Source organism: Mycobacterium sp. 4858, assembly GCF_900240975.1.
Classification (GTDB): domain Bacteria; phylum Actinomycetota; class Actinomycetes; order Mycobacteriales; family Mycobacteriaceae; genus Mycobacterium.
On record NZ_LT968776.1, the window covers coordinates 2,857,183 to 2,883,844 of the forward strand.

Below are 26,662 nucleotides of genomic sequence, written 5' to 3' on the forward strand. Positions count from 1 at the left end.
CTGAATGACGGCAACAACGGGGGAGTTGACGTTCGAGTCGACCTCGCGCTTCGCCGAAGTCGATGTCGACGGACCGCTGAAGCTGCACTACCACGAGGCCGGGGTCGGCAACGACCAGACGGTGGTGCTGCTGCACGGCGGCGGTCCCGGCGCGGCGAGCTGGACCAACTTCTCGCGCAACATCGGAGTGCTGGCACAACGGTTCCATGTGCTGGCCGTCGATCAACCCGGCTACGGGCTTTCCGACAAGCGCGCCGAGCACGGCCAGTTCAACCACTACGCGGCGCGCGCGCTCAAGGGCCTCTTCGACCAGCTCGACCTGGGACGCGTTCCGCTGGTGGGCAATTCGCTGGGCGGGGGCACCGCGGTCCGGTTCGCCCTCGACTACCCGGACCGGGCCGGCCGGCTGGTGCTGATGGGGCCCGGCGGTTTGAGCATCAACCTGTTCGCCCCCGATCCGACCGAGGGCGTCAAGCGGCTGGGGAAGTTCTCGGCCGAACCGACGAGGGAAAACCTCGAGGCCTTCCTGCGGGTCATGGTCTACGACCAGAAGCTGATCACGCCGGAGCTGATCGACGAGCGGTTCGCGCTGGCCAGCACGCCGGAATCGCTGACCGCGACCCGGGCGATGGGAATGTCGTTCGCGGGGGCCGATTTCGAGCTCGGCATGATGTGGCGCGAGGTGCACCGGCTGCGCCAGCCCGTGCTGTTGATCTGGGGTCGGGAGGACCGGGTCAACCCGCTCGACGGCGCGCTGGTCGCGCTGAAGACCATTCCGCGTGCGCAGCTCCACGTTTTCGGGCAGTGTGGGCATTGGGCGCAGGTGGAGAAGTTCGACGAGTTCAACAAGTTGACCGTTGATTTCCTTGGAGGCGCGTGATGAGCATCCGTTCGCTGGGTTATCTCCGCATCGAGGCCACCGACATGGCGGCCTGGCGTGAATTCGGCCTGAAGGTGCTCGGCATGGTCGAGGGCAAGGGCAACACCGAAGGTGCGCTGTACCTGCGCATGGACGACTTCCCGGCCCGGCTGGTGATCGTGCCCGGCGAGCGCGACCACCTGCTGGAGGCGGGCTGGGAGTGTGCCAATGCCGAAGGCCTGCAAGAGATCCGGAACCGGCTCGACGTCGAGGGCGTGCCGTACAAGGAGGCCACCGCGGCCGAGCTGGCGGATCGCCGGGTCGCCGAGATGATCCGGTTCTCCGACCCGTCGGGCAACTGCCTGGAGGTGTTCCACGGCGTCGCGCTGGAGCACCGCCGCGTGGTCAGCCCCTACGGGCACAGGTTCGTCACCGGCGAGCAGGGTCTGGGCCACGTGGTGTTGTCCACCCGCGACGACGACGAGGCGTTGCACTTCTACCGGGACGTGCTCGGCTTCAAGCTGCGCGACTCGATGCGGATGCCGCCGCAGGTGGTGGGCCGGCCCGCGGACGGGGCGCCCGCGTGGCTGCGGTTCTTCGGCTGCAACCCGCGCCACCACAGCCTGGCCTTCCTGCCGCTGCCGACCCCGAGCGGGATCGTGCACCTGATGATGGAGGTCGAGGAAGCCGACGACGTGGGGCTGTGCCTGGACCGGGCGTTGCGCCGCAAGGTGCCCATGTCGGCCACGCTGGGCCGGCACGTCAACGACCTGATGCTGTCGTTCTACATGAAGACGCCCGGCGGATTCGACGTCGAATTCGGGTGCGAGGGAAGGCAAGTCGAGGACGACGACTGGGTCGCGCGGGAAAGCACCGCCGTGAGTTTGTGGGGCCACGACTTCACGGTCGGCGCCCGCGGATAGTCATGTCTGCGCCGATCGATCCGCGGGCCTTCCGGCAGGTGCTGGGCCAGTTCTGCACCGGCATCACAATCATCACCACGGTGCACGACGACGTTCCGGTCGGCTTCGCCTGCCAGTCGTTCGCGGCGCTGTCGCTGGACCCGCCGCTGGTGCTGTTCTGCCCCACCAAGGTGTCGCGGTCCTGGCAGGCCATCGAGGCAACGGGCCGGTTCTGCGTCAACGTGCTGAGGGAGAAGCAGAAGGACGTGTCGGCCAGGTTCGGATCGAAGGAACCCGACAAGTTCGCCGGGATCGACTGGCACCCTTCCGAACTCGGCTCGCCGATCATCGACGGGTCGCTGGCCCACATCGACTGCACGGTGGCGTCCGTGCACGACGGCGGCGATCACTTCGTGGTGTTCGGCGCGGTGCAATCGCTGTCGGAGGCACCCAAGATCAAGCCGCGGCCGCTGCTGTTCTATCGCGGCGAATACACCGGGATAGAACCGGATAAGACCACGCCCGCGCAGTGGCGCGACGACCTGGAGGCGTTCCTCACCGCCACCACCCAGGACACCTGGCTCTAGCTCAATCAGCCACGGTAGGTCTCGTGCCGCACCGCCTCGGTCGTCGGCTCGTGCAACTCCGGGGACGGCACCGCGTGGGGATCGTCGTGCTCACCCGCCGGCTTCGCGGCGGCCTCCGGGTGCAGTTCATCGGCGCGTTTGAACTGCTCCTGCAGCTGCTCGCGCGACGCCGCGACCTCGCCTTGGTGCTGGGCCGCCCGCTCCTGCAGCCGGGCGGCTTCGGCCGCCTTGACCTCCGCCTCGGCCTGCGCGGCGCGAGCCTTGGCGGCCGTCTCCTGCGCAAGCGCCTCACGCCGCTCGACCTGGGCCTGGGCCACCTTGGCTTGTTCGCGGATCTGTTCGGCCTGCCGCTGGCGGCGGCGGCGCCGCATACTGCTGACCGCGACGAGGGCCACAAGAATCAACAGGACCGCCGCGGCCGCGACCACGATCCAGATAGCGCTGCTGTTCATTCCGGGCTCCCATCAGATCGGTTTCCACCCGGCGCTGGGCGCCGGCTCGATGTGGGATCCCCCTATCTGGCGCAGGTAAAACAACGGGCGCGGGATCGACGGCCCGACAGGTGACCTTGGCCCCTATCCGGTCGCGGCGGGCGTCGAAATCCTGAGACCGCAGAATTCGAGGGCTCCTGGCAGGTGAGGTCGATGGCGGATGGCACTGGCATGTTGCGCCTCGCCTACTGGGCAGGCGCCGCGGTGGACGCCGCGATGGTGGTGCCGCTGCTGGCGCCGCGCGTGGCCGCCGCGATGCTGGGTCTGCACGGGTTCGCCCCAACCCCCGATTACCGCTACGCCGCCGCGCTGTGCGCGGCCTTGATGGCCGGCTGGACGGCGCTGCTGGTGTGGGCCGGCCGCGCACCCGTCGAGCGGCGCGGGGTACTGCTGCTCACCGTGTGCCCGGTGCTGGTGGGCCTCGCGGCCGCGGGCGGGTACGCGGTGAGCAGTGGCCTCGTGCGCTTCGCCTATATGGCGCCGGTCCTGGTCGTCCAGTTGGTGCTGGCGGTGCTGTTCCTCAGCACCTACCGGCGTGCCCGTGCCCTTTCGGACGAGACGGATCGTCGGGGGTGATCCGGAACACCGGGTAGCGTCCGGCGATCGCGTCGAACTCCGACAAGGGGGCGTCGCGGCCCAGCGGGATGTGGGGGCGCGCGCCCGGGGCAACCGCGACATAGCGGCGCAAGACGGGCGCGCGGTCCGCGGTGGCGACCTCGAGCAGGCGCACCGGTTCGGGGTGCCCACGCCGCAGGACGGCCCGCCCGTCGGCGGCGCGGACATTGCGCACCCAGTTCACCTCGTTGCCGAGCATCGAAACCAGGTAGCGCGCGCCGTCGTAGTCGACGACGACCACGGGGACACAGATCACCCGGCCGGACCGCCGACCAAGCACCTCGAGGGTCATCGCCCGCGCCGGGGACAGGACACCGGCCGAATACTGCAGCGCGGACAGCCGATTCATCACTCTGGCCGAAAAGCCCGGCCTGCCACCGCGATACATCCACCGCTTGGCGCCGTACAGCCAGTCGACGAACCCATTCACCGTCGAGCGCTCATGGCCGTCGTCGCTACATGAAGTCGAGCGCCTCGACCGTCGCGATCGGGCCCTCGTGGGTCGGCCGGTTCGCACCGCCGATGCAGTAGACGGTGTTCCCGACCGTCGCAACCACCTCGGCATGGCGCGCGGTGGGCATCGGGGGCAGGGCGCTCCACTTCCCGTCGGCGATGTCGTACATCTCCACGACGTTGAGCACCATCGTCGGTTCCTCGCCGCCGGCCACCACGATGCGGCCGTCGATGTAGGTCGCGCCGTAGCTGCCGCGCGGGGTCGGCATGCCCACCAGCTTGGTCCAGGTGCCCGATTGCGGGTCGAACCGCTCATTGGCCGCGGAGTTCTTGTCGGCGGAGAGGAACCGCCCGCCGATCGCGTACACGTAGGTGCCGTCCGACACCGCCGCCAGGTGCTCGCGCGGCGTGGGCATGTCGGCGGCGTCCTTCCACGAGCTGCCGTCGAAGACCTCCGTCTGCGGAACGAGTTGCTTGGCGTTCTGGCCGCCGACCGCGACGAGCTTGTCACCCACCACCGCCGCGGCGGGGGCGGCGCGCGCGTGGGTGAGATGCGGCAGTTCGACCCAACTGCCGCCGCGCAGCGCGAACACCTTGTTGGATGCGTCGGCGAGCTGATCGCTCGCGCCGCCGAGCACCACGACTTCGCCGCGATAGGTCGCCGCGGTCGCGTGATGCAGCGGGATGGGCAGCGGCGGCCCGGGCTGCCAGGCGCCGGTGCGCGGGTCGTAGCTCTCGACGGTCTGCAGCACCGCGCCGTTGCGCAGGCCGCCCACGATCCAGATCTTGTCGCCCTGGACGGCCCAGGCCATCATCAGCCGGGGCGTCGGTGCGTCGGGCAGCGAGCGCCACTGCGACGCCGGCTGGATCCGGCGGCCCGGCAGTTTCAGCGCTTCCGCCGACGAGGTGAGCTGGCCGTCGCCGACGGCGGTCGACCCGCCGATCGCGTAGACGGACTTCTCCACGGCGTCGACGGCCATGCCGTGCCGGGCGGTGGTCATGTCGGGCAGACCCGACCACGTCTTCGTCATCAGGTCGAAGGCGGCGACGCTCTTGAGGAGCTGCCCCGCCGATACGCCGCCCGCCGCGACCAGACGCCCGTCGACGATCGCCACGCCGAAATCGCTGCGCGCCTGGCTCAGCGCGGGCAACGCGGTCCAGGTCTTGGCGGCCGGGTCGTATGCCTCGACCGCCGCCAGGTCCGCGGTGCCGTTGGTGCCGCCCACGGTGTACATCAGCTTCCCGTCCGAGGCCCCCGCCAGCAGTTGACGCGGGGTCGGGATGGGCGCGCCCAGGGTCCAGGTGTTGCCGTCGAACACCTCGGTGGTGTTCAGCAGCGCGCCGCTCGCGTCGACACCGCCGGTGACCACCAGGCGGTCGCCGACCACGGCCGCCGCCGCGGCCGCCCGGGGTTGCAGCAGGTGCGGAAGCTCGACCCAGCGGCTGTTGATGATCCGCCAGACCTGGTCACTCGGCACGTTCTTGCCGCCCGCGGACTTCCAGCCGCCGAGCACGACGGGGTTGCCCTGCCAGGTGACCGCCATCGCGTGTGAAACGGGCACCGGCAGGTCGTCGCCGACCTTCCAGCTGTCGATGACGGGGTCGTACCCCTCCTGCAGCCCGGTAAGCCCGCCGTCGCTGCGGATCCCGCCGAAGATCCAGATCGTGCCGTCGGCCTGGGTGGTGGCCGCCGCGTCGCGCGAAATGCGCGCGTTGGTGATCGGCTTCCACTCCATGGGCGGCTGCGCGGTCGGCTGTCCGGAAGCGCCCTTCGGGCCGGCGTTGTTGTCGTTCGGAAGCGCGAAATAGACGCCGGCGGCCACCACCAGCAAGACGGCGGCGAGAGCGCCGGCCGCCAACGCGATGCGGTTTCGCTGCTTGCCCGGTTCCGCGAACCACCCGGCCAGGCGGGCCCCGGGGCTGCGCGGCGGCCCCTGGACGCCGCCGCCTCGACCCGACGGCACGGCCTTGGGTGGCTGCAGTTTCGGTTGCGTCGCCGACCCGTGCCCGCCGCGCAGCAGGCTGGCAGCCTCGGACAGCTCGGCGGGTCCGGATTGCGGAAAAGGCGCGGTCTCCAGCGCGTGGTCGACTGGGGCGCTGATGGCGGAGGTCGGGTCGTCGTGCCCCGCGGGCGCCGCCGGGGGTGCGGCCATGCTCGACGTGTTGGGGGCGGGCGGCCGCGCCGCCTCGCCGTGAATGCCGGGTGGCACCGGCGCGGCGTGCGGGAGATCCGCCACGGCCGAGGGGCGGCCGGTGATGGCCATCGCGTCGGGTTTCAGTCCGTTGCGGCGCTGGGCGGCCTGCAGCTCGCGGCCGAACTCCTCAGCCGAGGCGGGCCGCTCGGCGGGGTCGATCGACATCGCCCTCTCGATCGCCGAGCACACCGCGTCGGGAATGCCGTCGGGACGCATGTCCGGGATCCCGGTGGTGCTGATCCGCAGATACTGCGCAATCAAGTCCTCGCCCTTCTTGCGCTCGTGCGCGGCGTTGCCCGCGATCAGCGCGTAGAGCGTGGCGCCCAGGGAGTACATGTCGGAGGCAACCGTCGCCGGGTTGCCCGTCATCACCTCCGGGGCGGTGAAATCGATGGTGCCGGAGAAGAACCCGGTCGCCGTCTCGTACCCGCCTTCGATGTGGGCGATCCCGAAATCGCTGAGCTGCGGCTCGCCGTAATCGTTGACCAGGATGTTGGCCGGCTTGATGTCGCGGTGCAAGGTCCCGGCCCGGTGCGCGGTTTCCAGTGCGCCGCAAAGCTTTACACCGATGTGCAATGCCTCGGGCCAGGGCACCGGCCCTTCGCGGCGCAGCCGCACCGCCAGCGAATCCGCAGAGTGATACGGCATCACGATGTAGGGCTTGCCGCTCCCGGTGACGCCGACCCGCAGGATGTTGACGATGTTCGGATGCCCGGAGAGGCCGCCCATCGCGTAGCCCTCGCGCAGGAACCGTTCCCTGCTGTCGTCGTCGATGTGCGACGGCAGCACCTTCACCGCAACGCTTCGCCCGAGCGCGGTCTCGTAGCAGCAGTAGATGACCCCCGCCCCGCCCCGGGCCACCTGGCGCGCATCCTCGAACCCCGCGGCCGCCAGCTCCGCGGCGATGCCGCTCGGTACCGGTGCGACATTGTCGGAACGGGGCTCTTCAGGCATTTGCTGGCGCTCGACCCTCCGCGAATCATGTGATGGGCGAGCTCAAGGTTAAGCGCTCACCACCTCGCCGGTGTGTCTTTCGGCAACCTTGGTCGCCCAGGCCGTGACCGGGCCCCGGAACAGTTAGCCGGCGGCGGCGGGCCGCCTGACTCAGCGGTCGATGGTCGGGGGACCCTGGTGCGGCCGTTGCAGCGCGGCGAATTCGGGAACGCCGGCCATGGTGAGCACCGCCTCGAGCAGTCGGACACCGTCGTGCCCGTTCGGCGCCCGGGTCAGTACCGGCCCGGAGAAGGCGCGGCCGCCGACCGCGATGATCGGGCTGCCCGCCTCGTCGCCCAGGGCATCCTGGCTGGCCCGGTGCGCCCGCCGCACCGCTTCGTCGAGGCCGCTGTCGTCGAGCGCTTCGGCGAGGCGTTCCTCGAGGCCGCTCTCGGCGAGTGCTTCGCGGATCGCGTCCGCGTCGAGTTGGTCCCCGCGCACATGGATGCGCCGGCCTATCGAGTCGTAGAGGCCCTCGAACGCGTCGGGCCCACGCTCGTTCACGGCCGCGGCGAACAGGCGTCCCAGCCGCGTCGAGCGCTCCATCATGCGTTGCTGTTTGGTGTCGTCGGTGTCCTGGCCTTCGTTGAGCACCGCCAGGCTCATCTGCCGCAGGACGACCGGCGTCTGCGTGGACCGAGCGGCGTCGCGCAGCCAGCGCGCCGTCACCCAGGAGAACGGACAGACCGGATCGAGGTAGAGGTCGACGTCGGCCACGGGGTTCCTCCTTCGCGCCGAGGGTTGGGCTGACGGGTGGCATACCCGCTACGGGCCGTCCCACGCCCCCTGATGGGGTTGCCAGCAGAATGGTGTCTATGACGCTGAACCTGGGCGAGTACTTCAACCGCATCGGCTATGGCGGCGCCGCGGCGCCCACGCTCGAGGTCCTGCAGGCTTTGGTCGGCGCGCACACCAAAGCGATTCCCTTCGAGAATCTCGATCCGGTGCTGGGGGTGCCGGTCGACGACCTGAGCCCGGCCGCCCTGGCCGGCAAACTGGTTCAGCGGGGCCGCGGCGGCTATTGCTACGAGCAGAACGGCTTGATGGGCTACGTGCTGGCCGAGATCGGCTTCCGGGTGCGGCGCCTGGCCGGCCGTGTGGTGTGGATGCGGCCGCCCGACTCACCGTCACCGCCGCAGACCCACACCGTGCTGGCCGTGACGTTCCCCGGCTCCCACGGTGCTTACCTCGTCGACGTGGGCTTCGGCGGGATGACACCGCCCTCGGCGCTGCGCATCGAGACCGGCAGCGTGCAGCGGACGACGCACGAGCCGTACCGGCTGGAGGACCGCGGCGACGGCCTGGTGTTGCAGGCCCAGGTCCGCGGGGAGTGGCAGCCGCTCTACGAGTTCAGCACCCGGACGGCGCCCGACGTCGATCTGCAAGTGGGCAGCTGGTTCGTCTCGACGCACCCCTCGTCGCACTTCGTGACCGGACTGACGGCGGCGCGCGTCACCGACGACGCCCGACTGAACCTGGCCGGCCGGAACCTGGCCATCCACCGCGCCGACGGCACCGAGAAGATCCGCCTCGACGACGCTGCGGGGGTGGTCGACACCCTCAGGGACCGGTTCGGCATCAACGTGTCCGACGCCGCCGACCGTGGCGCGCTCGAGGCATGCCTGGACAAGCTCCTGGACGCTTAGAGCCAGGCGCCGATTCGCCGCAGCGCCTCTTCGATGTCGCCCGTCGGCCCGGCGAACGAGAATCGGACGAAGGAATTGCCGTGCGCGATATCGAAATCGATGCCCGGCGCGATGGCAACGCCGGTGTCCTTCAACAGTTTCGAGCAGAACGCCATCGAGTCGTCGGTGTGGTCGGACACGTCGGCGTAAACGTAGAACGCGCCGTCGGTGGGGGCCAGCCGGTCGATGCCGATTCGACGCAGCCCGTCCAGCAACAGCGCGCGGTTGGTCGCGTAGTGGTGCAGGTTGCCGTCGGCCTCGGCGGTCGCCTCCGGGGTGAAGGCCGCCACCCCGGCGATCTGCGACAGCACCGGCGGGCAGATGGTGAAGTTGCCGGTCAGGCGGTCGACTGCGCGCAGTAGCGGCGACGGCACCAGCATCCAGCCGAGCCGCCAACCCGTCATCGCGTAATACTTCGAAAAGCTGTTGACCACCACGGCGTCTCGCGAGGTCTGCCAGGCGCAGCTGGTCGGCGGCGCGCCCTCGTAGACCAGGCCGTGGTAGACCTCGTCGCTGATCAGCCGCACCCCGGACGTCTCGCACCACGACGCGATGGCGGCCAGTTCGGACGGCGCGATGACCGTTCCGGTGGGGTTGGCGGGGCTGGCGACGATCACGCCCTGCACGGGCGGGTCGAGTTCGGCGAGCATCGCCACGGTGGGCTGGAAGCGGGTCTGGGGTCCGCATGGGATCTCGACCACCTCACATCCCAACGCGGACAGGATGTTTCGATAACACGGGTAGCCGGGACTGGCCAGCGCGACCCGATCACCCGCGTCGAAGCACGCCAGAAAGGCGAGCAGGAATCCACCGGAGGAACCCGTGGTGACCACCACGTCGTCGGGCTCGACGACCAGCCCGTGCTGGCGTTGGTAATCCGCGGCTATCGCCGCGCGCAGCTCGGGGATGCCGAGTGTCACGCTGTAGCCCAGCTCGTTGAGGTGCAGGGCCGCGGCCGCGGCCGCGCGCACCGGCTCCGGCGCTCCCACGCTGGGCTGGCCGGCTGACAGGTTCACCAGGTCGCCGTGGCTGCGCTGACGCTCGGCGGCCGCCAGCCACACGTCCATCACATAGAACGGTGGGATGGCGGCGCGCTGTGCGACGTGGTCGTTCACGACGTTTCGAGCACCTCGGCTTCCAGTCGTGCGAGCACTTCGCGCGGGGTGTCGAGCAGGTGCGCGCTGCCGTGGGCGCGTTTGAAGTACAGCTGCATGTCGTGCTCCCAGGTGATCGCGATCCCGCCGTGCAGTTGGATGCCTTCGGCGGCCGCCGCGCACAGCGCCTCGGTCGCGGCCAGGCGCGCGGTGGCCGCGTTGGTCGGCGTGGGGTCGTTGCACGCGTCGGCAACGACGGCCTTCGCCGCGGCGATCATGACGTACAGATCGGCCATCCGGTGCTTGAGCGCCTGGAAGCTGCCGATCGGCCGCCCGAATTGCACCCGGTTCTTGGCGTATTCGACGGTGAGCTCGAGGCAGCGTTCGGCCGCGCCGATCTGCTCGGCGGCGAGCAGGATGGCCGCGGTGTCGGCGATGCCGGGGTCGGCGCCGATCGGATCGGCCTGCTCCGGCCGCACCCGCGCGAGCCGGCGGGTCGGATCCATCGTGACGACGGGCTCCGCGCTGAATCGCGTCCACCTGCTCAACCGGCCGTCGTCCGCGGCGACCACGACGTCGGCGATGCCGCCGTTGACCACGTAGTCGGCGTCGAGCACCAGCGCCCCGATCGAGGTGCCTTCGGCGAGGCCGCCCAGCGTCTCGGCGTCGGGCTCGGGCGCGGCCAGCAGGGCCAGCTCCGCCAGCGTGGTGCCCAGCAGGGGGGAGGGCACCAGCGCCCGGCCCAGCTCCTGCAAAACCGTTGCGGCGTCGGCCAGTTCGCCGCCCGCGCCGCCCAGCTCCTCGGGGATCACCAGCGCGGCGGCGCCGACCTGTTCGCACAGCAGCTGCCACAGCGACTGGTCGTAACCGCACTCGGACTCCATCGCCGCGCGGACCGCCCCCGGGTTGGCGTGCTTGGCCACCAGGGCCGCGACGGTCTCCCGCAGCATCTCCCGTTCTTCAGTCATGAGCGCCGCTCCTCCCCATCGCTACGTTCTGCATCGTCGCGGCGCGAGTCATGACAGGGCCTCCAGCACTCGCCGCCGATGCGCCTCGGGGGTACCCCAGGCCGAACGCAACGCCTGCACCCGCAGCAACCACAGGGACAGATCATGCTCCTGGGTGAACCCGATGGCGCCGTGGGTCTGCAGCGCCGAGCGGGCCGCCAGCAGGCCCGCCTCGGAAGCGGCGGCCTTGGCCGCGCTGACATCCCGAGCGCTCTGGTCGGGGTGGTCGGCCAGAGCCAGGGCCGCGCCGTACAGCAGCGGCCGGGCCAGCTCGATCGCCGTGTGCACGTCGGCGAGCTTGTGCTTGATCGCCTGATAGGAACCGATCACCCGGCCGAATTGTGACCGCTGCTTGGCATAGTCGACGGTGTCGCGCAGCAGCGCCTCGGCCGCGCCGACCAGCTGCGCGGCGGTGGCCAGCGCGCCGAACTCGTAGGCGCGCTTGACGTCCGCCTGCCAACTGGCCCCGGTTGCGGTCACGTCGTAGAGCGGCCGGCTGGGGTCGACGGACTCGTGCTCTTCACCCGGGGCCGCCTCGCTCACGCCGTCGTCGGTGGCCAACAGCACCAACCCGGCCGCGTCGGCGTCGACGGCGCGCGGAACCTGCGGCGGCATTGCGACGGTGGCGATGAGCTCGCCGGAAGCCAAGCCCGCGCAGCGCTCATCGTCCGCCAGCAGAACCGGTGCCACGGCGATGGATTCGGTCACCGGCCCTGGCACGCACCAGCGTCCGAGGCGTTCGAGCGCCACCACCAGGTCGACCGGGTGTGCCCCGATGCCATCGAACTTCTCGGGCACCGCCAGGGCGGTGACGCCGAGGTCGGCCAGCTGCCCCCACACCTTGCGGCCGGGCGCGGTGTCGCCCGCGGCCCACGCGCGGATCGCGCCGGGCAGGCCGGCCGCGCCGAGCGCGGCGTCGATGCTGGCCGCGAAGTCGCGCTGCTGTTCGTCCAGTTGGAATTCCACGGTCACTTCTTCTCTCGGGGCAGGCCCAACAGCCGTTCGGAGATGATGTTGCGCTGGATTTCGTTGGTGCCGGCATAGATCGGGCCGCCCAGCGCGAAGAGCAGCCCGTCGGTCCACTGGCCGGCCAGCTCGCCGTCCGCGCCGAGGATGTCCAGCGCGGTCTGATGTATCGCCACGTCGAGGTCCGACCAGAACACCTTGGTCACCGACGATTCGGCGCCGAGTTCACCGCCGGCCGCCAGCCTGGTCACGGTCTCGAACGTCTGCAGGCGGTAGGCCTGGGCCTTGATCCACGCGTCGGCCACCCGGTCGGCGAACGCTGCGGGGGAGCCGCGGTCCTTCCACAGTTGCACCAATCGTTCGGCCGCCGCGAGGAAGCGGGCCGGGCTGCGCAACGACATGCCGCGCTCGTTGCTCGACGTGCTCATCGCCGCCCGCCAGCCCTCGTTCGGCGTGCCGATCACGTCGTGGTCGGGGACGAAGACGTCGTCGAGGAAGATCTCGCCGAAGCCGGTGTCGCCGCCGAGCTGGACGATGGGTCGCACGGTGACGCCCTTGGCCTTCAGGTCGAACATGAAGTACGTCAGGCCGTGGTGCCGCTGGGCTTGGGGGTCCGACCGGAACAATCCGAAACCCATTTCGGCGAACGGTGCGCGGGAGCTCCAGATCTTCTGCCCGTTGAGCAGCCAGCCTCCGTCGGTCTTGGTTGCGGTCGACCGCAGCGAGGCCAGGTCGCTGCCGGATTCGGGCTCCGACCAGGCTTGCGCCCAGATCTGTTCCCCGCTGGCCATTTTCGGCAGGATGCGGTCCAGCTGCTCTTCGGTGCCGTGCGCGAAGAGCGTCGGGGCGAGCATCGAGGTGCCGTTCGCGCTGGCCCGGCCCGGGGCGCCCGCGCGGAAGTATTCCTCCTCGAACACCACCCAGTGCAGCAGCGGCGCGTCGCGGCCGCCGTACTTCTTGGGCCACGTGATGACCGACAGTCCGGCGTCGAACAGCACCCGGTCCCAATGCCGGTGCTGGGCAAAGCCTTCGGCGTTGTCGTAGGACTTCGTCGGGATCGCATCGGCGTTCGCCGACAAGAAGTCCCGCACCTCGGCCTGCAACGCCAGGGTGTCTTCGTCCAGTTCCAGATCCACGTCAGGTCCACTCTCGCAGTTGTGGTTTGACCACCTTGCCGCCCGGATTGCGCGGCAACGCGTCGACGAACCGCACCGATCGCGGGGCCTTGAAGTTCGCCAGATGTTCACGGGTGTAAGCGATCACGGATTGCTCGTCGAGGTCGGCACCGGGCCGGGCCACCACGAATGCCCGGCCGACCTCGCCGAGCCGCTCGTCGGGAACGCCGATCACCGCCGCGTCGGCCACCCCCTCCATCCGGGCCAGCACCTGCTCGACCTCGGCGGGGTAGACGTTGAACCCGCCGCAGATGTACATGTCCTTGAGCCGGTCGGTGATGCGCAGGTTGCCGGCCGCGTCGACCGCGCCGATGTCCCCGGTGTGCAGCCAGCCGTCCGCGTCGATGGCCGCCGCCGTCGCCTCCGGGTCGTCGAGGTAACCCAGCATCACGTTCGGTCCGCGCAGCAACACCTCACCGGCCTCGCCGGGAGTGCTTGCGGCGATGCGCAATTCGAAATCGGCGAACGGGCGCCCGCAGGTGGTCGCGACGGTGACCGCGTCATCGTCGGCGCGGCACATGGTGCCCATGCCGTTCGCCTCCGTCAGCCCGTAGGCGGTCAGCACGATGTCGATGTCGAGCTCGGACTGCATGCGTTCGACCAATACGACGGGCACGGTGGCGGCCCCCGTCACCGCAAACCGCAGCGAGCTCAGGTCGTAGTCCGTGCGCTGCGGATGGTCCAGCAGCGTCTGATAGATGGTGGGCGGCCCGGGCAACACGGTGATGCGGTGCCGCTCGATCGCCTGCAGCGCGCGCAGCGGGTCGAACGTCAGGTGCGGGATCAGCGTGGCGCCGGTCTGCAGGCAGGCCAGGATGCCGGCCTTGTAGCCGAAGTTGTGGAAGAACGGGTTGATGCACAGGTACCGGTCGTCGCTGGTGATCTTGCCGTTGGCGGCCCACGACGCCGAGGCCGACAGCGACTGCCGATGCGCGCAGAGCACGCCTTTGCTGCGGCCGGTGGTGCCGGAGGTGAACAGGATGTCGCTGACGTCGTCGGGGGTGACGGTGGCGGCGCGCTCGGCCACCGCACCGAGGTCGGTGCCCCGCGCGATGAAGTCGTCCCACGTCCCGTCATCGGCGTCGATCGGGATTCTGACGATGTGCCGCAGCGCCGGCAGGGCCTGGCGATCCAGGTCGGCGAGACGGTCGTTCCCCAGGAAGCGGCCCATCCCGAACAGCACGGGCGCAGCGGTGCGGGCGAGGATGTCGCCGGCTTCCTCGGCGGTGTAGCGGGTGTTCAGCGGCACCATGGCCGCGCCGGCGTGGTGAATCGCCAGGCAGGCGACCACCCAGTGCCAGGTGTTCGGCGACCAGATGGCCACGCGGTCCCCCGCTGCCACACCGAGGCTGATGAGCGCGGCCGCCGCCCGGTGCACCTCATCGCGCAGCTCGACCGATGTGAAGGTCCGCTCGGCGGTGATCAGGGCGTCGTGGCCGGGGAGCTGACTCGCCAAACGGTCCAGCGCCGCGGGCACGGTGCGGGGATCGTCCCCTGCCCTATAGGCGTGGGCCCTGGTCATCGAATGCTCCTCTAGGTTCGGTCCGCGGTGCGCAGTTACCGACGGCCTAACAAAGCAAGTGCTTGGTAGGTTAGCCTACAGGGCATGCAGGACGTCGAGGAGTTCCGGGCGGAGGTCCGCCAGTGGCTCGCCGACAATCTGGTCGGCGAATTCGCGGCCCTGAAGGGTCTTGGCGGGCCCGGGCGCGAGCACGAGGCGTTCGAGGAGCGCCGGGCATGGAATCAGCATCTCGCCAAGGCCGGACTGACCTGTCTGGGCTGGCCGGTGGAACACGGGGGCCGGGGGCTGTCCACCGCGCACCGCGTCGCGTTCTACGAGGAGTACGCCCGCGCCGATGCCCCGGACAAGGTCAACCACTTCGGCGAGGAGCTGCTCGGCCCGACGCTGATCGCCTTCGGCACCCCCGAGCAGCAGCAGCGGTTCCTGCCCAAGATCCTCGATGTCACCGAGCTGTGGTGTCAGGGCTACTCCGAGCCGGGCGCCGGCAGCGATCTGGCCAACGTGTCCACCACCGCCGAGCTCGACGGCGACGAGTGGGTGATCAACGGCCAGAAGGTGTGGACGTCGTTGGCGCACTGGGCGCAGTGGTGCTTTGTGGTGGCCCGGACCGAGAAGGGCTCCAAGCGGCATGCCGGGTTGTCCTACCTGCTGGTGCCGCTTGATCAGCCGGGGGTGGAGGTCCGCCCCATCGTCCAGCTGACCGGTGACTCGGAATTCAACGAGGTCTTCTTCGACGACGCGCGCACCGAGGCCGGCCTGGTGGTCGGACAGCCCGGCGACGGTTGGCGCGTGGCGATGGGCACGCTGACCTTCGAGCGCGGCGTCTCGACGCTCGGGCAGCAGATCCGCTACGCCCGTGAGCTTTCCAACCTCGCCGGCCTCGCGCGGCGCAACGGCGCCGCCGACGATCCCTTCATCCGGGCGCGGCTGGCCCGGGCGTGGACCGGGCTGCGCGCGATGCGGTCCTACGCGCTGGCCACCATGGACGTCGAAGGAGGCGGCCGGGCCGCCGGGAAAGATAACGTGTCGAAGTTGTTGTGGGCCAACTGGCATCGCTCGCTGGGCGAGCTGGCGATGGACGTCGTCGGCAAGCCCGGGATGACCCTCTCGGACGGCGAATTCGACGAGTGGCAGCGGTTGTTCCTGTTCACCCGTGCCGACACCATCTACGGCGGGTCCAACGAGATCCAGCGCAACATCATCGCCGAGCGGGTGCTCGGCCTGCCCCGGGAGGTAAAGGGATGAGCGCTTGCGCGAAGACTGAGGAGGAAGCATGAGCCTGTCCGAAGCTCCGAAAGAGGTTGCCGGGCATGGGCTTCTGCAGGGCAAGGTGGTTGTCGTGACCGCGGCGGCGGGCACCGGCATCGGCTCGGCGACGGCGCGACGGGCCCTGGTCGAGGGCGCCGACGTGGTGGTGTCCGATCACCACGAACGGCGGCTGGGGGAGACCGCCGACGAGCTGTCCGGGCTGGGACTGGGCCGGGTCGAGAGCGTGCTGTGCGACGTGACGTCCACCGCGCAGGTGGACGCGCTGATCGCCTCGACCACGGCACGGATGGGCCGGCTCGACGTGTTGGTCAACAACGCCGGGCTCGGCGGGCAGACGCCGGTGGTCGACATGACCGACGACGAGTGGGACCGCGTCCTGGACGTGACCCTGTCGTCGGTGTTCCGGGCCACCCGGGCGGCGTTGGCCTACTTCCGCGACGCCGACCATGGCGGCGTGATCGTCAACAACGCCAGCGTGCTGGGCTGGCGGGCGCAGCACTCACAGTCGCACTACGCGGCCGCCAAAGCCGGGGTGATGGCGTTAACCCGTTGCAGCGCAATCGAAGCCGTCGACTACGGGGTTCGGATCAACGCGGTGTCCCCGAGCATCGCCCGCCACAAGTTCCTGGACAAGACGACGTCGGCGGACCTGCTCGACCGGTTGTCGGCCGGTGAAGCGTTCGGGCGGGCCGCCGAGCCCTGGGAGGTGGCCGCCACCATTGCGTTTCTGGCCAGCGACTATTCCAGCTATCTGACCGGCGAGGTCATCTCGGTGTCCAGCCAGCATCCCTGATCGGACCAGCTAGCCAAGCAAGCGCTTGGTTGATACTCTGATCGGGTGGAGCGAGTGGCCGGTCAGGCGAACAGCCGCCGCGACGAGTTGTTGGAACTCGCCGCGACCATGTTCGCCGAGCGCGGCCTGCGCGCAACGACCGTGCGCGACATCGCCGACAGCGCGGGCATCCTGTCCGGCAGCCTCTACCATCATTTCTCCTCCAAGGAGGAGATGGTCGACGAGTTGCTGCGCAGTTTCCTGGAGTGGTTGTTCGCCCGCTACCGCGAAATCGTGGACAGCGAGGCCAACCCGCTGGAGCGGCTCAAGGGGCTGTTCATGGCGTCGTTCGAGGCGATCGAGCATCGGCACGCGCAGGTGGTCATCTACCAGGACGAAGCCCAGCGGTTGTTGTCGCAGCCCCGGTTCTCCTACATCGAGGACATGAACCGCCAGCAACGCAAGATGTGGGTCGAGGTGATCAACCAGGGCATCGACGAGGGTTACTTCCAGCCCGACCTCAACGTCGACCTCGTCTACCGTTTCATTCGTGACACCACCTGGGTGTCGGTGCGCTGGTATCAGCCCGGCGGCCCCCTCAGCGCCCAACAGGTGGGACAGCAATACCTCGCCATCGTTCTCGGTGGGATTACCAAAGAAGGAGTTTGAAAATGGCTGAGGCGTACGTCATCGACGCTGTGCGCACTGCGGTGGGCAAGCGCAACGGGTCGCTGGCCGGTGTACATCCCGTGGACCTCGGTGCCCTGGGTTGGCGCGGACTGCTCGACCGGGTTGACGTCGACCCCGCTGCCGTCGACGACGTGATCGCCGGCTGCGTCGACGCCATCGGCGCGCAGGCGGGCAACATCGCGCGGCTGTCGTGGCTGGCCGCGGGCTATCCCGAAGAGGTCCCCGGCGTCACCGTGGACCGCCAGTGCGGTTCCAGCCAGCAGGCGATTTCCTTTGGCGCCCAGGCGATCATGTCGGGAACTGCCGACCTCATCGTGGCCGGTGGCGTGCAGAACATGAGCCAGATCCCGATCTCGTCGGCGATGACCGTGGGCGAGCAGTTCGGGTTCACCTCGCCGACCAACGAATCCAAGCAGTGGCTGCACCGGTACGGCGACCAGGAGATCTCTCAGTTCCGCGGCGCGGAGATGATCGCCGAGAAGTGGAACCTGTCCCGTGAAGAGATGGAGCAGTTTTCGCTGACCAGCCACGAGCGCGCGTTCGCCGCGATTCGCGCCGGTCACTTCGACAACGAAATCATCACCGTGGAAACGGAATCCGGGCCGTTCCGGGTCGACGAGGGGCCCCGCGAGTCGTCGCTGGAGAAGATGGCCGGCCTCAAGACACTCGTCGAAGGCGGTCGGCTGACGGCGGCGATGGCCAGCCAGATCTCCGACGGTGCCAGCGCGGTGCTGCTGGCTTCCGAGCAGGCGGTCAAGGATCACAAGCTGACCCCGCGGGCGCGCATCCACCACATCAGCGCCAGGGCCGCCGACCCGGTGTTCATGTTGACCGGGCCCATCCCCGCCACCCGGCACGCCTTCGACAAGACCGGTCTGTCGATCGACGACATCGACACCGTCGAGATCAACGAGGCGTTCGCACCGGTGGTCATGGCCTGGCTCAAGGAGACGAAGGCCGATCCGGAGAAGGTCAACCCGAACGGGGGTGCGATCGCCCTCGGCCATCCGCTGGGTGCCACCGGCGCCAAGCTCTTCACCACGATGCTCAACGAACTCGAACGCATCGGCGGCCGCTACGGCTTGCAGACGATGTGCGAGGGCGGCGGCACCGCGAACGTCACCATCATCGAACGGCTGTAACGGCTTTCGCGCTTTCGCGTTGGCCGACTTGGGCTGGACAATCGTCCGGGTGAGCAGCGACCTGCTCCGCTATCGGCAGGGCACCTTCATCGCGGGAACTTACCGGGCGGCCAGCGCCAGGCCGATCCCGCCGAGAGCCAACGCCCAACTGGTGAAGCTGCCGACCAGGAAGTACTCGGTCACCTCGTCGATGCCGACCTGGCCGTCGCGGCCCTTCTGGGCGGTCAACTCGGGGAAGCGGATGATGCCCTTGGCGGCGACGACGGCGCTGGCCGCGGCCACCTGCCCGCCGACGCCCAGGCTCAGGATCAGCAGGCGTTCCAGCGGTCCCAGCAGCCGGCCACCCTTGAGTCGGTCCGACGGTTGCGGCTCGCCCGCCGGGCGTACCGCTCCGACCGAGCCGAGCACCAGGCGGACCAGCTGGTTCGCGGTCGCGAACTGCACCAGCACCACGCCGACGATCATGAGCAGCCGGTTGGGGGTGACATGGCCGAGTGCCAAGTGCACCCAGCCCACCCACCGCGCGATGGCACCGTTGACCGACGACGACCATCCGGACATCAACGTCAGCAGCGCCAGAGTCGCGGCGAACACCGCCAGCGGCGCGGCTTGGTGGCCGCCGGTGCGTTCACTGCGCGCGCACAGCCATTCCCATGCCACGACGGAGGCGGCCGCCAGGATGAGTAGCGGGATGTCACCGGCACGCCACAGCGCGCCCAGCGCCGCGACCGCCGCCACCACGACCGGTCCGACGACCAGCGGCACCCATGCCGCGCGGACCGCCCTGCGACACAGGTCGGCGATGCCGAGCGCCGTAAGCAGGACGGCGATGGCGCTCACTGCAGGCTCCGAAGGTATTGGCTGGCAACGACAATCAGATCCAAACCGTCGCGGCTCGCGCGCTGCGACACCGCCGACGGGCTGATGCCCTCGGCGTCGGCGAGCTCCCTCTTGGTCCGCCCGGTCATCAGCCCCCTCACAATCCGCAACGATCTCTCGTCGAGTGATCCAAGCAGATGGTCCCGACAAATCAGCGCCGCGTTGACCGCCGCGACGTCGGTGCGTGTCTCGCTGTCCGCCCGAAATGTCGTGCGCACCAGCGTGAAGCCAGGCTGCCGCTGGGCCGCCGCAGTCTGCTGGATGGCCTCCCGGGCGGTCCACCACCCCGGCCCGTCCTGGATTCCCGCATCGGCATCGAGAACGGTCACCGCGCCCCATCCCAGCCCGAATCGGACGTCGATGTCGGGCGCGAGTAGCAGGCGCACGGTCAACGCTGCATCGATGGCACCACCGAGGGTGGGAAAGCTGCCCTGAAACTCGTCCCCGACGGTGAACGACGGCGGGTCGATCGCGTCGGCCGCCACTCGGCCGAGCGCTGCGGCGACGTGTCGATGGAGGGCGGCGCGGTCGCGGGCGCGGCGGGACCCCACGACATCGCCGATCAACGTCGCGCGAATTGAAGGCGATGCCTTCATTCTAGCCATATGAAGATTATAGCTTCATTTGTTCATTATTTAGTATGGAACTAAATTGAGACGGATCGAGACGCTGCTCAGCTCGTCGGCTGGTCCTTGACCCTGACGTAAGCCTCGATGCCGACCCGTTCAAACGTGCGTCGGCGGGAGGCCGAAAGCAGAGGCAGGGCCTCGGCCGCGTCGATGATCTCGGGGTGGACCACCTCGTACTTCTCGCCGTGTGAGGAGATGGTCGCTCGCCCCGCGGCACGAATGTTCTGCAACCAGTCGACGTCGGTGCCGTAGGGCAGCGGTATGACGAAACCGTCGTCGATTCGCTCGGCGACGACCGGTGTGGAGTACACCTTGCCCGACCGCCGTCCGGTGTGCTCGATCGCGGCCGCATACCAGTTCTTGCGGCCGGCCAGCCGCAGCATCAGCGGGTTGAGCAGGTATTTGTTGGAAGTGCGAATCGCGTTCAAAAACGGAGTGGGCCAGGTTGCCGGTTCCAGTGTGATCATTCGTCCAGGGTGACGCGGCGCACCGACCCGATGCCAGGGTCTTTGGTCGCCGGCTTATCGTTCTTCGACGAGCGCCGACGCCGCCTGTAGATGCTTGATCGCGTCCCGCACTATCGAGTCGATCAGTTCGGAGCACGACGGCAGGTCCTCGAGGATGCCGGCCACCTGGCCCGAGGCCAGCACGCCGGCCTCGGTGTTGCCCTCGACCAGCCCGGCCTTCAGCAGCATCGGCGTGTTGGCCGCCATCACCACCTGTGACCAGGTCAGCTCCTTGCCGTGGCGCATGGCCAGGCCGTCGCTGATCATCGATCGCCACGTCATCTGCGACATGTGCTTGAACTTCGCGGCATTGCGAACGGCGGCGGTGAGACCCCTTACCGGCGAACCGCTTTCCAGCCTCTCGACCAGTCCGGTGCGCAGGACGCGGTGCGGCATGCCGTCCACGCGGGTGGTGACCACCGTGCCGTCCAAGGCCGCATCCAGGTAGCGCCGCTTGACGGCGTCGGGCACCGTCGAATCGGAGGTCAGCAGGAAGCGGGTGCCCATCGCCACGCCCGCGGCGCCGTAGCTCAGCGCGGCCGCCAGTCCGCGCCCGTCGAAGAATCCCCCGGCGGCGATCACCGGGATTCCGGTGCCCTGCACGGCGTCCAGCACCGACGGCAGCAGCAGCGTGGTGGCGACGGGTCCGGTGTGTCCGCCCCCCTCGCCGCCCTGCACGATCATCGCGTCGGCGCCCCAGGCCGCGACCTTGCGCGCGTGCTTGGCCGCACCGATCGACGGAATCACCACGGCGCCGGCCTCTTTCAGCCGGGCGATGAGCTCCTGCTTGGGTGCCAGCGCGAACGACGCCACCTTGACGCCCTCGCGGATCATCAGGTCGACGCGGTCGCCGGCGTCGGCGGCGTCGGCGCGGATGTTCACGCCGAACGGCTTGTCGGTGGCGGCCTTGACCTTGCCGATCGCCGTCGCCAACTCGTCCAGTGTCATGGTGGCCGATGCCAGGATGCCCAGCCCGCCCGCGTTTGCCGTCGCGGACACCAGCCGGGCGCCGGCCACCCAGCCCATCCCGGTTTGCACCACCGGGTGCTCGACACCGACCAGTTCGGTCAGCGGCGTGCGCAACTTCATACCCACCGCCGACGATGCAGAGCGAAGCGATGAGGAGGAGGCGGAACAATCATCAACGGATCTCCCTGTCGCGCAGGGATTTCGGATCGATCACCTCGCGGATCAGGCGGAGCTCTTCGTCCGTCGGCAGCCTGGTCTCGCCCGCCTCGTCCACGCCGTGCACCTCGAACGACGTGGCCTCACGAACCTCGTCGGGCGATACCCCCGGGTGCAGCGTCAGCGCCCGCATGGTGTGGTCGGGGCCGCCGAAGTCGAACACCCCGAGGTTGGACACCACCCGGTAGGTGTTGGCGAAGCGGAACGCCGGATTGTCCGGGTCCACCTTGTCCCAGCCGATGCCGCAGACCACGTCGACCGCCTCGCAGAACACCCGCTTGGAGTGGTTGCCCACCCAATAGCTGGTGGCGTGGTTGATCGCGTTCCCCGGCGCACCCCGCAGGCCGAACATCTGCCGAGTCGGGTGTTGCAGTGGACCGAACGCGGAAATGTTCTGATTGCCAAAGCGGTCAACCTGATTGGCGCCCATCACCACGTGCCGGCGTCCCCAGGCCAGCGTTTCGAACACCCGGCCGAACGGCATCCAGCCCTCGACGGGCCCCGTCTTGCCCAGCGCCGGGGTGTCCGCGAGCAACTGCGCCTCGCCGTCGGTCAGCAGGATGTCCGGTGAAAAGGTCAGCCGCGCAAGGCGGGCCCCGACCGAGGCCATGTTGGTCATCGGGCTGACCATGATCTCGCCCGCTCCGGCGAACAAGTCGGCGCACGCGGCTGCGCACACTTCGGCGCGGGTGCTGCTCACTTGGCGGCCTCCTCTGCGAATGCGCGAACGGCCGCCTGGTAGTCGTCCTCGCTGCCGGACAGGTAGGTCTGGACGAACTTCTGCCAGCCCTCTTCGGTCGAGGCGGCTTCGGCGTAATGCCGCTGGAATTTCTCGTCGCGGCCGTAATCCGGCGCGGCGGTGGTGAAGTGGGCGCCACCCGGCGCCTCCACGACGGAGTCGACCATCATCCGGTTCACCAGCAGGGCCTGCGGGGGAACGGCCTTGACCAGCTCCTCGGTGGAGACGACGCGCTCCACCGACAGGAAGCGCTTGTCGGCGGCCATCAGGAACAGGTCGTCGAAGTAGGGATCGATCCCGGTGTAGGCCGCATTGCCGCGGGAGTCACCGAGATTGAGGTGGACGAACGCCGCGTCCAGGCGCAGCGCCGGCATCGCGATCAGCGTCTCGTGACCGCCCTCGGGCGCGGCGTACGGGCTGGTCACGGTCCGCAGCTCGCCCTCCCAGAAGTCGGGCACCGAGCTGCCCAGCCCGGCCCGGATCGGCAGGAACGGCAGGCGTTGCGTGGCCGCCTGCAGGCCGCACCGCAGCATGCCCTCGTCCATCTCGCGGGCCTCGATCGCGCCGCTGGTACGGGCCTTGGCGAACCAGGGGTCGTAGAAGGGCGGGGAGTCCAGCGAGACGAAGCCGTAGTAGGCGCGTTTCACCTTGCCGGCCGAGCACAGCAGGCCCAGATCCGGGCCACCGTAGGTGACGATGGTCAAGTCTTTGATGTCGGTGCGCAGCATGGCACGCACGAACGCCATCGGCTTGCGCCGCGAACCCCAGCCGCCGATGCCGATCGTCATGCCGCTGCGCAGTTGGGCGACGACCTCGTCCAGGCTGGTCCTCTTGTCGCTCACTTGTCCTTGCCCTTCGCCGTACCGGCGAACGCGTCGCGGTGCTCGTCGGCCACTCCGGCCAGATTGAGCTCGAACGTAAACCCTTGCTCCATGCGGTAACTCGAGTTGACCCGCTGCACGTCGATGAGGTTGAGCGCCTCCTTGGCCGCGCGGATGACGCGGGTGTCCTTGGCGGCGATGTCGCGGGCGACCCGTAACGCCGCCTCGTCCAGTTGGTCGCGCGGCACCACCTCGTGCACCGAACCGAAGTGGTGCAGGGTGGCGGCGTCCACGGTGGCGGCGGTGAAGAAGAGCCGCCGCATCAAATGCTGGGGCACCAACCGGGACAGGTGGGTGGCCGCGCCCAGGGCGCCGCGCTCCACCTCGGGCAGTCCGAACGTGGCGTCGTCGGAGGCCACGATGACGTCGGAGTTGCCGACCAGGCCGATGCCGCCGCCGACGCAGAACCCGTTCACGGCGGAAACGACCGGCACCGCGCACTCATAGACCGCGCGGAAGGCGGCGAAGCAGCCGCGGTTGGCGTCGATCAGCGCGGTGAATCCCTCGGTGCGCTGCATCTCCTTGATGTCGACCCCGGCGTTGAACCCGCGGCCCTCGGCCCGCAGGATGACGACGTGGGTCTCGGGATCGTGGCCGGCGGCCGTGATGACGTCGGCCAGTTCGAACCAGCCGCGTGACGGGATGGCGTTGACCGGGGGAAAGTCGACGGTGACCGCGACGATGCCCGGTTCGGTGGTTGTGGATGTGATGGGCAAGGTGCCACTTCCTTGTGGGGTAACTACCTAAGCAAGCACTTGCTTGGTACGCTAGCACAGTGACTCGCGCCGAAGTACCCGACGCCATCGACTTGGGGCTGGCCGGCCGGGTGGTTCTGGTCACCGGCGGGGTCCGCGGCGTGGGCGCCGGCATCAGCTCGGTCTTCGCCGGGCAGGGCGCGACCGTCGTCACCTGTGCGCGGCGGGCCGTCGAGGGGTTGCCCTATGAGTTCCATTCCTGCGACGTCCGCGACGACGACGCCGTCAAGGCGCTGATCGACGCCATCGTCGACAAGCACGGCCGGCTCGACGTGGTGGTCAACAACGCCGGCGGTTCGCCGTACGTGCTGACCGCGGAATCCAGCGCGAAGTTCAACCGCAAGATCATCGAGCTCAACCTGCTTGGCGCGCTGTCGGTTTCGCAACATGCTAACGAGAAGATGCAACAGCAGGACCGCGGCGGGTCGATCGTCAACATCTGCAGTCTGTCCGGTCGACGGCCGTCGCCCGGCACCGGCGCGTACGGGGCGGCCAAGGCCGGCCTGGAGAGCCTGACCCAGACGCTGGCGGTGGAGTGGGGGCCGAAGGTCCGGGTGAACGCCTGCGTGGTCGGCATGGTGGAGACCGAGCAGTCCGAACTGTTCTACGGTGACGCCGAGTCCATCGCCGCGATCTCGAAGAACGTGCCCCTGGGCCGGTTGGCCAAACCCGACGATATCGGTTGGGCCGCGGCATTTTTGGCATCGGCCGCCGCGTCCTACATCAGTGGCGCCTCGCTGGAGGTGCACGGCGGTGGCGAGCCGCCGCACTACCTGGCCACCACGAACGCCAGCGCGATCAAGTAGAGGAGACACGAACAATGGGAGTGGTTGACGGCCGCGTCGTCATCGTCACCGGAGCGGGCGGCGGTATCGGTCGCGCGCATGCGCTGGCCTTCGCGGCCGAGGGCGCGCGCGTGGTGGTCAACGACATCGGCGTGGGCCTCGACGGTTCACCGGCCGGTGGCGGCAGCGCTGCCCAGGGCGTGGTCGACGAAATCACCGCGGCCGGTGGCGAAGCCGTCGCCGACGGATCCAACGTCGCCGACTGGAACCAGGCGGCCGGCCTGATCCGAACGGCCATCGAGACCTTCGGCGGGCTCGACGTTCTGGTCAACAACGCGGGCATCGTGCGCGACCGGATGATGGCCAACACCAGCGAGGAGGAGTTCGACGCCGTCATCGCCGTGCATCTCAAGGGTCACTTCGCCACGATGCGGCACGCGGCGTCGTACTGGCGCGGGCTGTCCAAAGAGGGCAAGGCCGTCGACGCGCGGATCGTCAACACCAGTTCGGGCGCCGGCCTGCAGGGCAGCGTCGGACAGGGCAACTACAGCGCAGCCAAGGCGGGCATCGCCGCGATGACGCTGGTGGGTGCCGCCGAAATGGGACGCTACGGCGTCACCGTCAACGCCATCGCACCGTCGGCGCGCACCCGCATGACGGAGACCGTCTTCGCCGAGATGATGGCAACGCAGGACCAGGATTTCGACGCGATGGCGCCCGAGAACGTCTCGCCGCTGGTGGTGTGGCTGGGCAGCGCCGAATCCCGCGACGTCACCGGGAAGGTGTTCGAGGTCGAGGGCGGCAAGATCCGGGTCGCGGAGGGCTGGGCGCACGGGCCGCAGATCGACAAGGGTGCAAGATGGGACCCCGCGGAATTGGGGCCCGTCGTCGCCGAGCTGCTCGCCAAGGCGCGCCCACCGGTCCCGGTGTACGGCGCCTAGTGCCTTGCGCCGAACGTGTACTCAGCGCGACGTTTCGGTCGATTTCTCGCCCTGACTACACGCTCGGGGCGACGGCCGCGCCCGCCTAACCCGCCGGGTCGCAGATCACCACCGGGATCACCCGATCGGTCCAGGACCGGTAGTCGCCGAACGACGGGTACATGGCGTCCAGCTTCGGCCAGTACTCCGCGCGCTCGGCCTCGGTGGCATCGCGGGCCTGCAGATGCAGCACCTCGTCCTTGATCTGGACCGAGACTTTTGGATTGGCCTTCAGGTTGAGGTACCACAGCGGGTGTTTGTCGCTGCCGCCCTTCGATGCGACCAATACCACCCGGTTCCCTTCGCGCAGGTAGAGCAGCGGGCTCACGCGAGGTTCACCCGTTTTGCGGCCCGTCGTGGTGAGCAGCGCGACCGGAGCGTTCTGGAAGGTGCCGCCGAATCTCCCGTTGCTCAGCCGGTAGATCCACGTGTTGCCCTTGGCCATCCACTTGATGATGAAGCCGACCCAAGGCGCATTCAAAGAGCGTGGCTTCGGTTTGGGCATGTGGGTCCTTAGCGCTGGATAAACGGTTGGAAGCGAACCTTGATGTGGTGGATTTCGGCTTTCCCGCTTGGGCTTTCGGCGGGAATCACGAACATCTCTTCGACCCGCGCGGCCACCCGCCGGGCGCCGAACGCCGCCTTGGTCAGCACGGTATACGCCGCGTGCACCGCGTCGCCCTCGATCCGGTAGTCGGGCGGCGTGGTGTCGGCGAGCAATCGGTACTGCGCCCCGCGATTGAGGCTGCGGCGCAGGTGGTTTCCGGAGAACCCGTTCTTGATCCCCTGCTCGACGCGGGTGCATCGGGCGGCGAACGGAACGGAGTCACCGTCATGGCTGACGAGCGCGTCGATGTACGACTGCGCCGCGGCGATGCGGCTGGATTCGGAGACGATCAAGACGGG

29 protein-coding genes are annotated in these 26,662 nt (G+C 69.1%); 11 read left to right on the forward strand and 18 right to left on the reverse strand.

The annotated features are described in order from the left end of the window. Window positions 1–4 precede the first annotated feature (4 nt). From hsaD to hsaB, 3 genes are read left to right on the forward strand one after another with little or no spacing between them, the layout of a single operon-like run. Window positions 5–880, forward strand: a complete 876-nt coding sequence (gene hsaD / locus C1737_RS22020; protein ID WP_068098055.1) for a 4,5:9,10-diseco-3-hydroxy-5,9,17-trioxoandrosta-1(10),2-diene-4-oate hydrolase — start codon at window positions 5–7, stop codon at window positions 878–880. Next, window positions 880–1,782 (forward strand): iron-dependent extradiol dioxygenase HsaC, encoded by a 903-nt coding sequence (gene hsaC, locus C1737_RS22025; protein ID WP_067925557.1) that lies wholly within the window; start codon window positions 880–882, stop codon window positions 1,780–1,782. The genes hsaD and hsaC overlap by 1 nt, the downstream gene beginning before the upstream one ends. Before the next feature lie 2 nt (window positions 1,783–1,784). Then, window positions 1,785–2,348, forward strand: coding sequence for a 3-hydroxy-9,10-secoandrosta-1,3,5(10)-triene-9,17-dione monooxygenase reductase subunit (hsaB, locus tag C1737_RS22030; protein ID WP_067925559.1), 564 nt, complete (start codon window positions 1,785–1,787; stop codon window positions 2,346–2,348). Between the two features lie 5 nt (window positions 2,349–2,353). On the opposite strand, the gene C1737_RS22035 is transcribed toward hsaB, so the two are convergent. Next, entirely contained in the window at window positions 2,354–2,800 is a 447-nt protein-coding gene (locus C1737_RS22035) for a hypothetical protein (protein WP_233214806.1), read from the reverse strand. Between the two features lie 192 nt (window positions 2,801–2,992). On the opposite strand from C1737_RS22035, the gene C1737_RS22040 reads away from it, so the two are divergent. Continuing rightward, window positions 2,993–3,415, forward strand: a complete 423-nt coding sequence (locus C1737_RS22040; RefSeq protein WP_142393481.1) for a hypothetical protein — start codon at window positions 2,993–2,995, stop codon at window positions 3,413–3,415. Here C1737_RS22040 and C1737_RS22045 read toward each other — a convergent pair. From C1737_RS22045 to C1737_RS22055, 3 genes are all read right to left on the reverse strand, one after another. Further along, the gene (locus C1737_RS22045; RefSeq protein WP_233214807.1) at window positions 3,360–3,884 is read right to left on the reverse strand and encodes a nitroreductase/quinone reductase family protein; all 525 of its coding nucleotides are present in this window, start codon (window positions 3,882–3,884) and stop codon (window positions 3,360–3,362) included. The two genes, C1737_RS22040 and C1737_RS22045, sit on opposite strands and share 56 nt — an antisense overlap. Window positions 3,885–3,909: 25 nt before the next feature. Beyond that, window positions 3,910–7,056, reverse strand: coding sequence for a serine/threonine-protein kinase (locus C1737_RS22050; protein WP_102419456.1), 3,147 nt, complete (start codon window positions 7,054–7,056; stop codon window positions 3,910–3,912). Window positions 7,057–7,206: 150 nt separating this feature from the next. After that, complete coding sequence (locus C1737_RS22055; RefSeq protein WP_102419457.1) at window positions 7,207–7,812, reverse strand: DsbA family protein; 606 nt, start codon at window positions 7,810–7,812, stop codon at window positions 7,207–7,209. Between the two features lie 98 nt (window positions 7,813–7,910). Between C1737_RS22055 and C1737_RS22060 the strand changes: the two genes are divergently transcribed. Beyond that, a complete protein-coding gene (locus C1737_RS22060) occupies window positions 7,911–8,741 on the forward strand; it encodes an arylamine N-acetyltransferase (RefSeq protein ID WP_102419458.1) in 831 nt (276 codons plus the stop codon). Here the strand turns inward: C1737_RS22060 and C1737_RS22065 are convergent. Genes C1737_RS22065 through fadD3 form a run of 5 tightly spaced genes read right to left on the reverse strand, consistent with a single transcriptional unit; the run spans window position 8,738 to window position 14,544 of the window. Continuing rightward, complete coding sequence (locus tag C1737_RS22065; RefSeq protein WP_102419459.1) at window positions 8,738–9,895, reverse strand: pyridoxal phosphate-dependent aminotransferase; 1,158 nt, start codon at window positions 9,893–9,895, stop codon at window positions 8,738–8,740. The two genes, C1737_RS22060 and C1737_RS22065, sit on opposite strands and share 4 nt — an antisense overlap. Beyond that, complete coding sequence (locus C1737_RS22070) at window positions 9,892–10,842, reverse strand: acyl-CoA dehydrogenase family protein (protein WP_102419460.1); 951 nt, start codon at window positions 10,840–10,842, stop codon at window positions 9,892–9,894. The genes C1737_RS22065 and C1737_RS22070 overlap by 4 nt, the downstream gene beginning before the upstream one ends. Before the next feature lie 48 nt (window positions 10,843–10,890). After that, a complete protein-coding gene (locus C1737_RS22075) occupies window positions 10,891–11,853 on the reverse strand; it encodes an acyl-CoA dehydrogenase family protein (RefSeq protein ID WP_199182912.1) in 963 nt (320 codons plus the stop codon). Beyond that, complete coding sequence (locus tag C1737_RS22080; protein WP_102419461.1) at window positions 11,850–12,983, reverse strand: acyl-CoA dehydrogenase family protein; 1,134 nt, start codon at window positions 12,981–12,983, stop codon at window positions 11,850–11,852. The genes C1737_RS22075 and C1737_RS22080 overlap by 4 nt, the downstream gene beginning before the upstream one ends. A gap of 1 nt (window position 12,984) precedes the next feature. After that, window positions 12,985–14,544, reverse strand: coding sequence for a 3-((3aS,4S,7aS)-7a-methyl-1,5-dioxo-octahydro-1H-inden-4-yl)propanoate--CoA ligase FadD3 (fadD3, locus tag C1737_RS22085; protein WP_102419462.1), 1,560 nt, complete (start codon window positions 14,542–14,544; stop codon window positions 12,985–12,987). Between the two features lie 84 nt (window positions 14,545–14,628). On the opposite strand from fadD3, the gene ipdE1 reads away from it, so the two are divergent. Genes ipdE1 through fadA6 form a run of 4 tightly spaced genes read left to right on the forward strand, consistent with a single transcriptional unit; the run spans window position 14,629 to window position 18,417 of the window. Beyond that, a complete protein-coding gene (gene ipdE1 / locus C1737_RS22090) occupies window positions 14,629–15,789 on the forward strand; it encodes an acyl-CoA dehydrogenase IpdE1 (RefSeq protein ID WP_102419463.1) in 1,161 nt (386 codons plus the stop codon). Window positions 15,790–15,817: 28 nt separating this feature from the next. Continuing rightward, complete coding sequence (gene ipdF, locus C1737_RS22095) at window positions 15,818–16,606, forward strand: (5R,7aS)-5-hydroxy-7a-methyl-1-oxo-2,3,5,6,7,7a-hexahydro-1H-indene-carboxyl-CoA reductase (RefSeq protein WP_102419464.1); 789 nt, start codon at window positions 15,818–15,820, stop codon at window positions 16,604–16,606. A 45-nt stretch (window positions 16,607–16,651) separates the two neighbouring features. Further along, window positions 16,652–17,254: a TetR family transcriptional regulator KstR2 gene (gene kstR2 / locus C1737_RS22100; protein WP_102419465.1), complete on the forward strand. Its 603-nt coding sequence runs from the start codon at window positions 16,652–16,654 to the stop codon at window positions 17,252–17,254. A 2-nt stretch (window positions 17,255–17,256) separates the two neighbouring features. Continuing rightward, window positions 17,257–18,417: a steroid 3-ketoacyl-CoA thiolase FadA6 gene (gene fadA6, locus C1737_RS22105; protein WP_068091574.1), complete on the forward strand. Its 1,161-nt coding sequence runs from the start codon at window positions 17,257–17,259 to the stop codon at window positions 18,415–18,417. A 99-nt stretch (window positions 18,418–18,516) separates the two neighbouring features. Here the strand turns inward: fadA6 and C1737_RS22110 are convergent, their stop codons facing one another. The 7 genes from C1737_RS22110 to echA20 all read right to left on the reverse strand — a co-directional run bounded on the left by C1737_RS22110 (window position 18,517) and on the right by echA20 (window position 23,952). After that, complete coding sequence (locus C1737_RS22110; protein WP_102419466.1) at window positions 18,517–19,257, reverse strand: hypothetical protein; 741 nt, start codon at window positions 19,255–19,257, stop codon at window positions 18,517–18,519. Continuing rightward, window positions 19,254–19,901, reverse strand: a complete 648-nt coding sequence (locus C1737_RS22115) for a SatD family protein (RefSeq protein ID WP_067922849.1) — start codon at window positions 19,899–19,901, stop codon at window positions 19,254–19,256. The genes C1737_RS22110 and C1737_RS22115 overlap by 4 nt, the downstream gene beginning before the upstream one ends. A 68-nt stretch (window positions 19,902–19,969) precedes the next feature. Continuing rightward, a complete protein-coding gene (locus tag C1737_RS22120) occupies window positions 19,970–20,392 on the reverse strand; it encodes a nitroreductase family deazaflavin-dependent oxidoreductase (protein WP_067922846.1) in 423 nt (140 codons plus the stop codon). 54 nt (window positions 20,393–20,446) lie between these two features. Further along, on the reverse strand, window positions 20,447–21,520 hold the full coding sequence (ipdC, locus tag C1737_RS22125; protein ID WP_102419467.1) for a (3aS,4S,5R,7aS)-5-hydroxy-7a-methyl-1-oxo-octahydro-1H-indene-4-carboxyl-CoA dehydrogenase: 1,074 nt from the start codon (window positions 21,518–21,520) through the stop codon (window positions 20,447–20,449). Window positions 21,521–21,572: 52 nt separating this feature from the next. Beyond that, complete coding sequence (ipdB, locus tag C1737_RS22130) at window positions 21,573–22,316, reverse strand: cholesterol ring-cleaving hydrolase subunit IpdB (protein WP_067925396.1); 744 nt, start codon at window positions 22,314–22,316, stop codon at window positions 21,573–21,575. Next, window positions 22,313–23,197, reverse strand: a complete 885-nt coding sequence (ipdA, locus tag C1737_RS22135; protein ID WP_102419468.1) for a cholesterol ring-cleaving hydrolase subunit IpdA — start codon at window positions 23,195–23,197, stop codon at window positions 22,313–22,315. The genes ipdB and ipdA overlap by 4 nt, the downstream gene beginning before the upstream one ends. Continuing rightward, window positions 23,194–23,952 (reverse strand): (7aS)-7a-methyl-1,5-dioxo-2,3,5,6,7,7a-hexahydro-1H-indene-carboxyl-CoA hydrolase, encoded by a 759-nt coding sequence (echA20, locus tag C1737_RS22140; protein WP_067925402.1) that lies wholly within the window; start codon window positions 23,950–23,952, stop codon window positions 23,194–23,196. Before echA20 ends, ipdA begins: the two co-directional genes overlap by 4 nt. Before the next feature lie 59 nt (window positions 23,953–24,011). Here echA20 and C1737_RS22145 point away from each other — a divergent pair, with 59 nt between their 5' ends. Continuing rightward, complete coding sequence (locus tag C1737_RS22145) at window positions 24,012–24,797, forward strand: SDR family oxidoreductase (RefSeq protein ID WP_199182914.1); 786 nt, start codon at window positions 24,012–24,014, stop codon at window positions 24,795–24,797. A gap of 14 nt (window positions 24,798–24,811) precedes the next feature. Beyond that, window positions 24,812–25,717, forward strand: coding sequence for an SDR family oxidoreductase (locus C1737_RS22150; protein WP_068094787.1), 906 nt, complete (start codon window positions 24,812–24,814; stop codon window positions 25,715–25,717). 85 nt (window positions 25,718–25,802) lie between these two features. Here C1737_RS22150 and C1737_RS22155 read toward each other — a convergent pair whose 3' ends face one another. Together C1737_RS22155 and C1737_RS22160 are read right to left on the reverse strand one after the other, a co-directional pair. Then, window positions 25,803–26,261: a nitroreductase family deazaflavin-dependent oxidoreductase gene (locus C1737_RS22155; RefSeq protein WP_068094789.1), complete on the reverse strand. Its 459-nt coding sequence runs from the start codon at window positions 26,259–26,261 to the stop codon at window positions 25,803–25,805. 8 nt (window positions 26,262–26,269) lie between these two features. Next, window positions 26,270–26,656, reverse strand: coding sequence for a hypothetical protein (locus tag C1737_RS22160; protein WP_102419469.1), 387 nt, complete (start codon window positions 26,654–26,656; stop codon window positions 26,270–26,272). Between the last annotated feature and the right edge of the window lie 6 nt (window positions 26,657–26,662).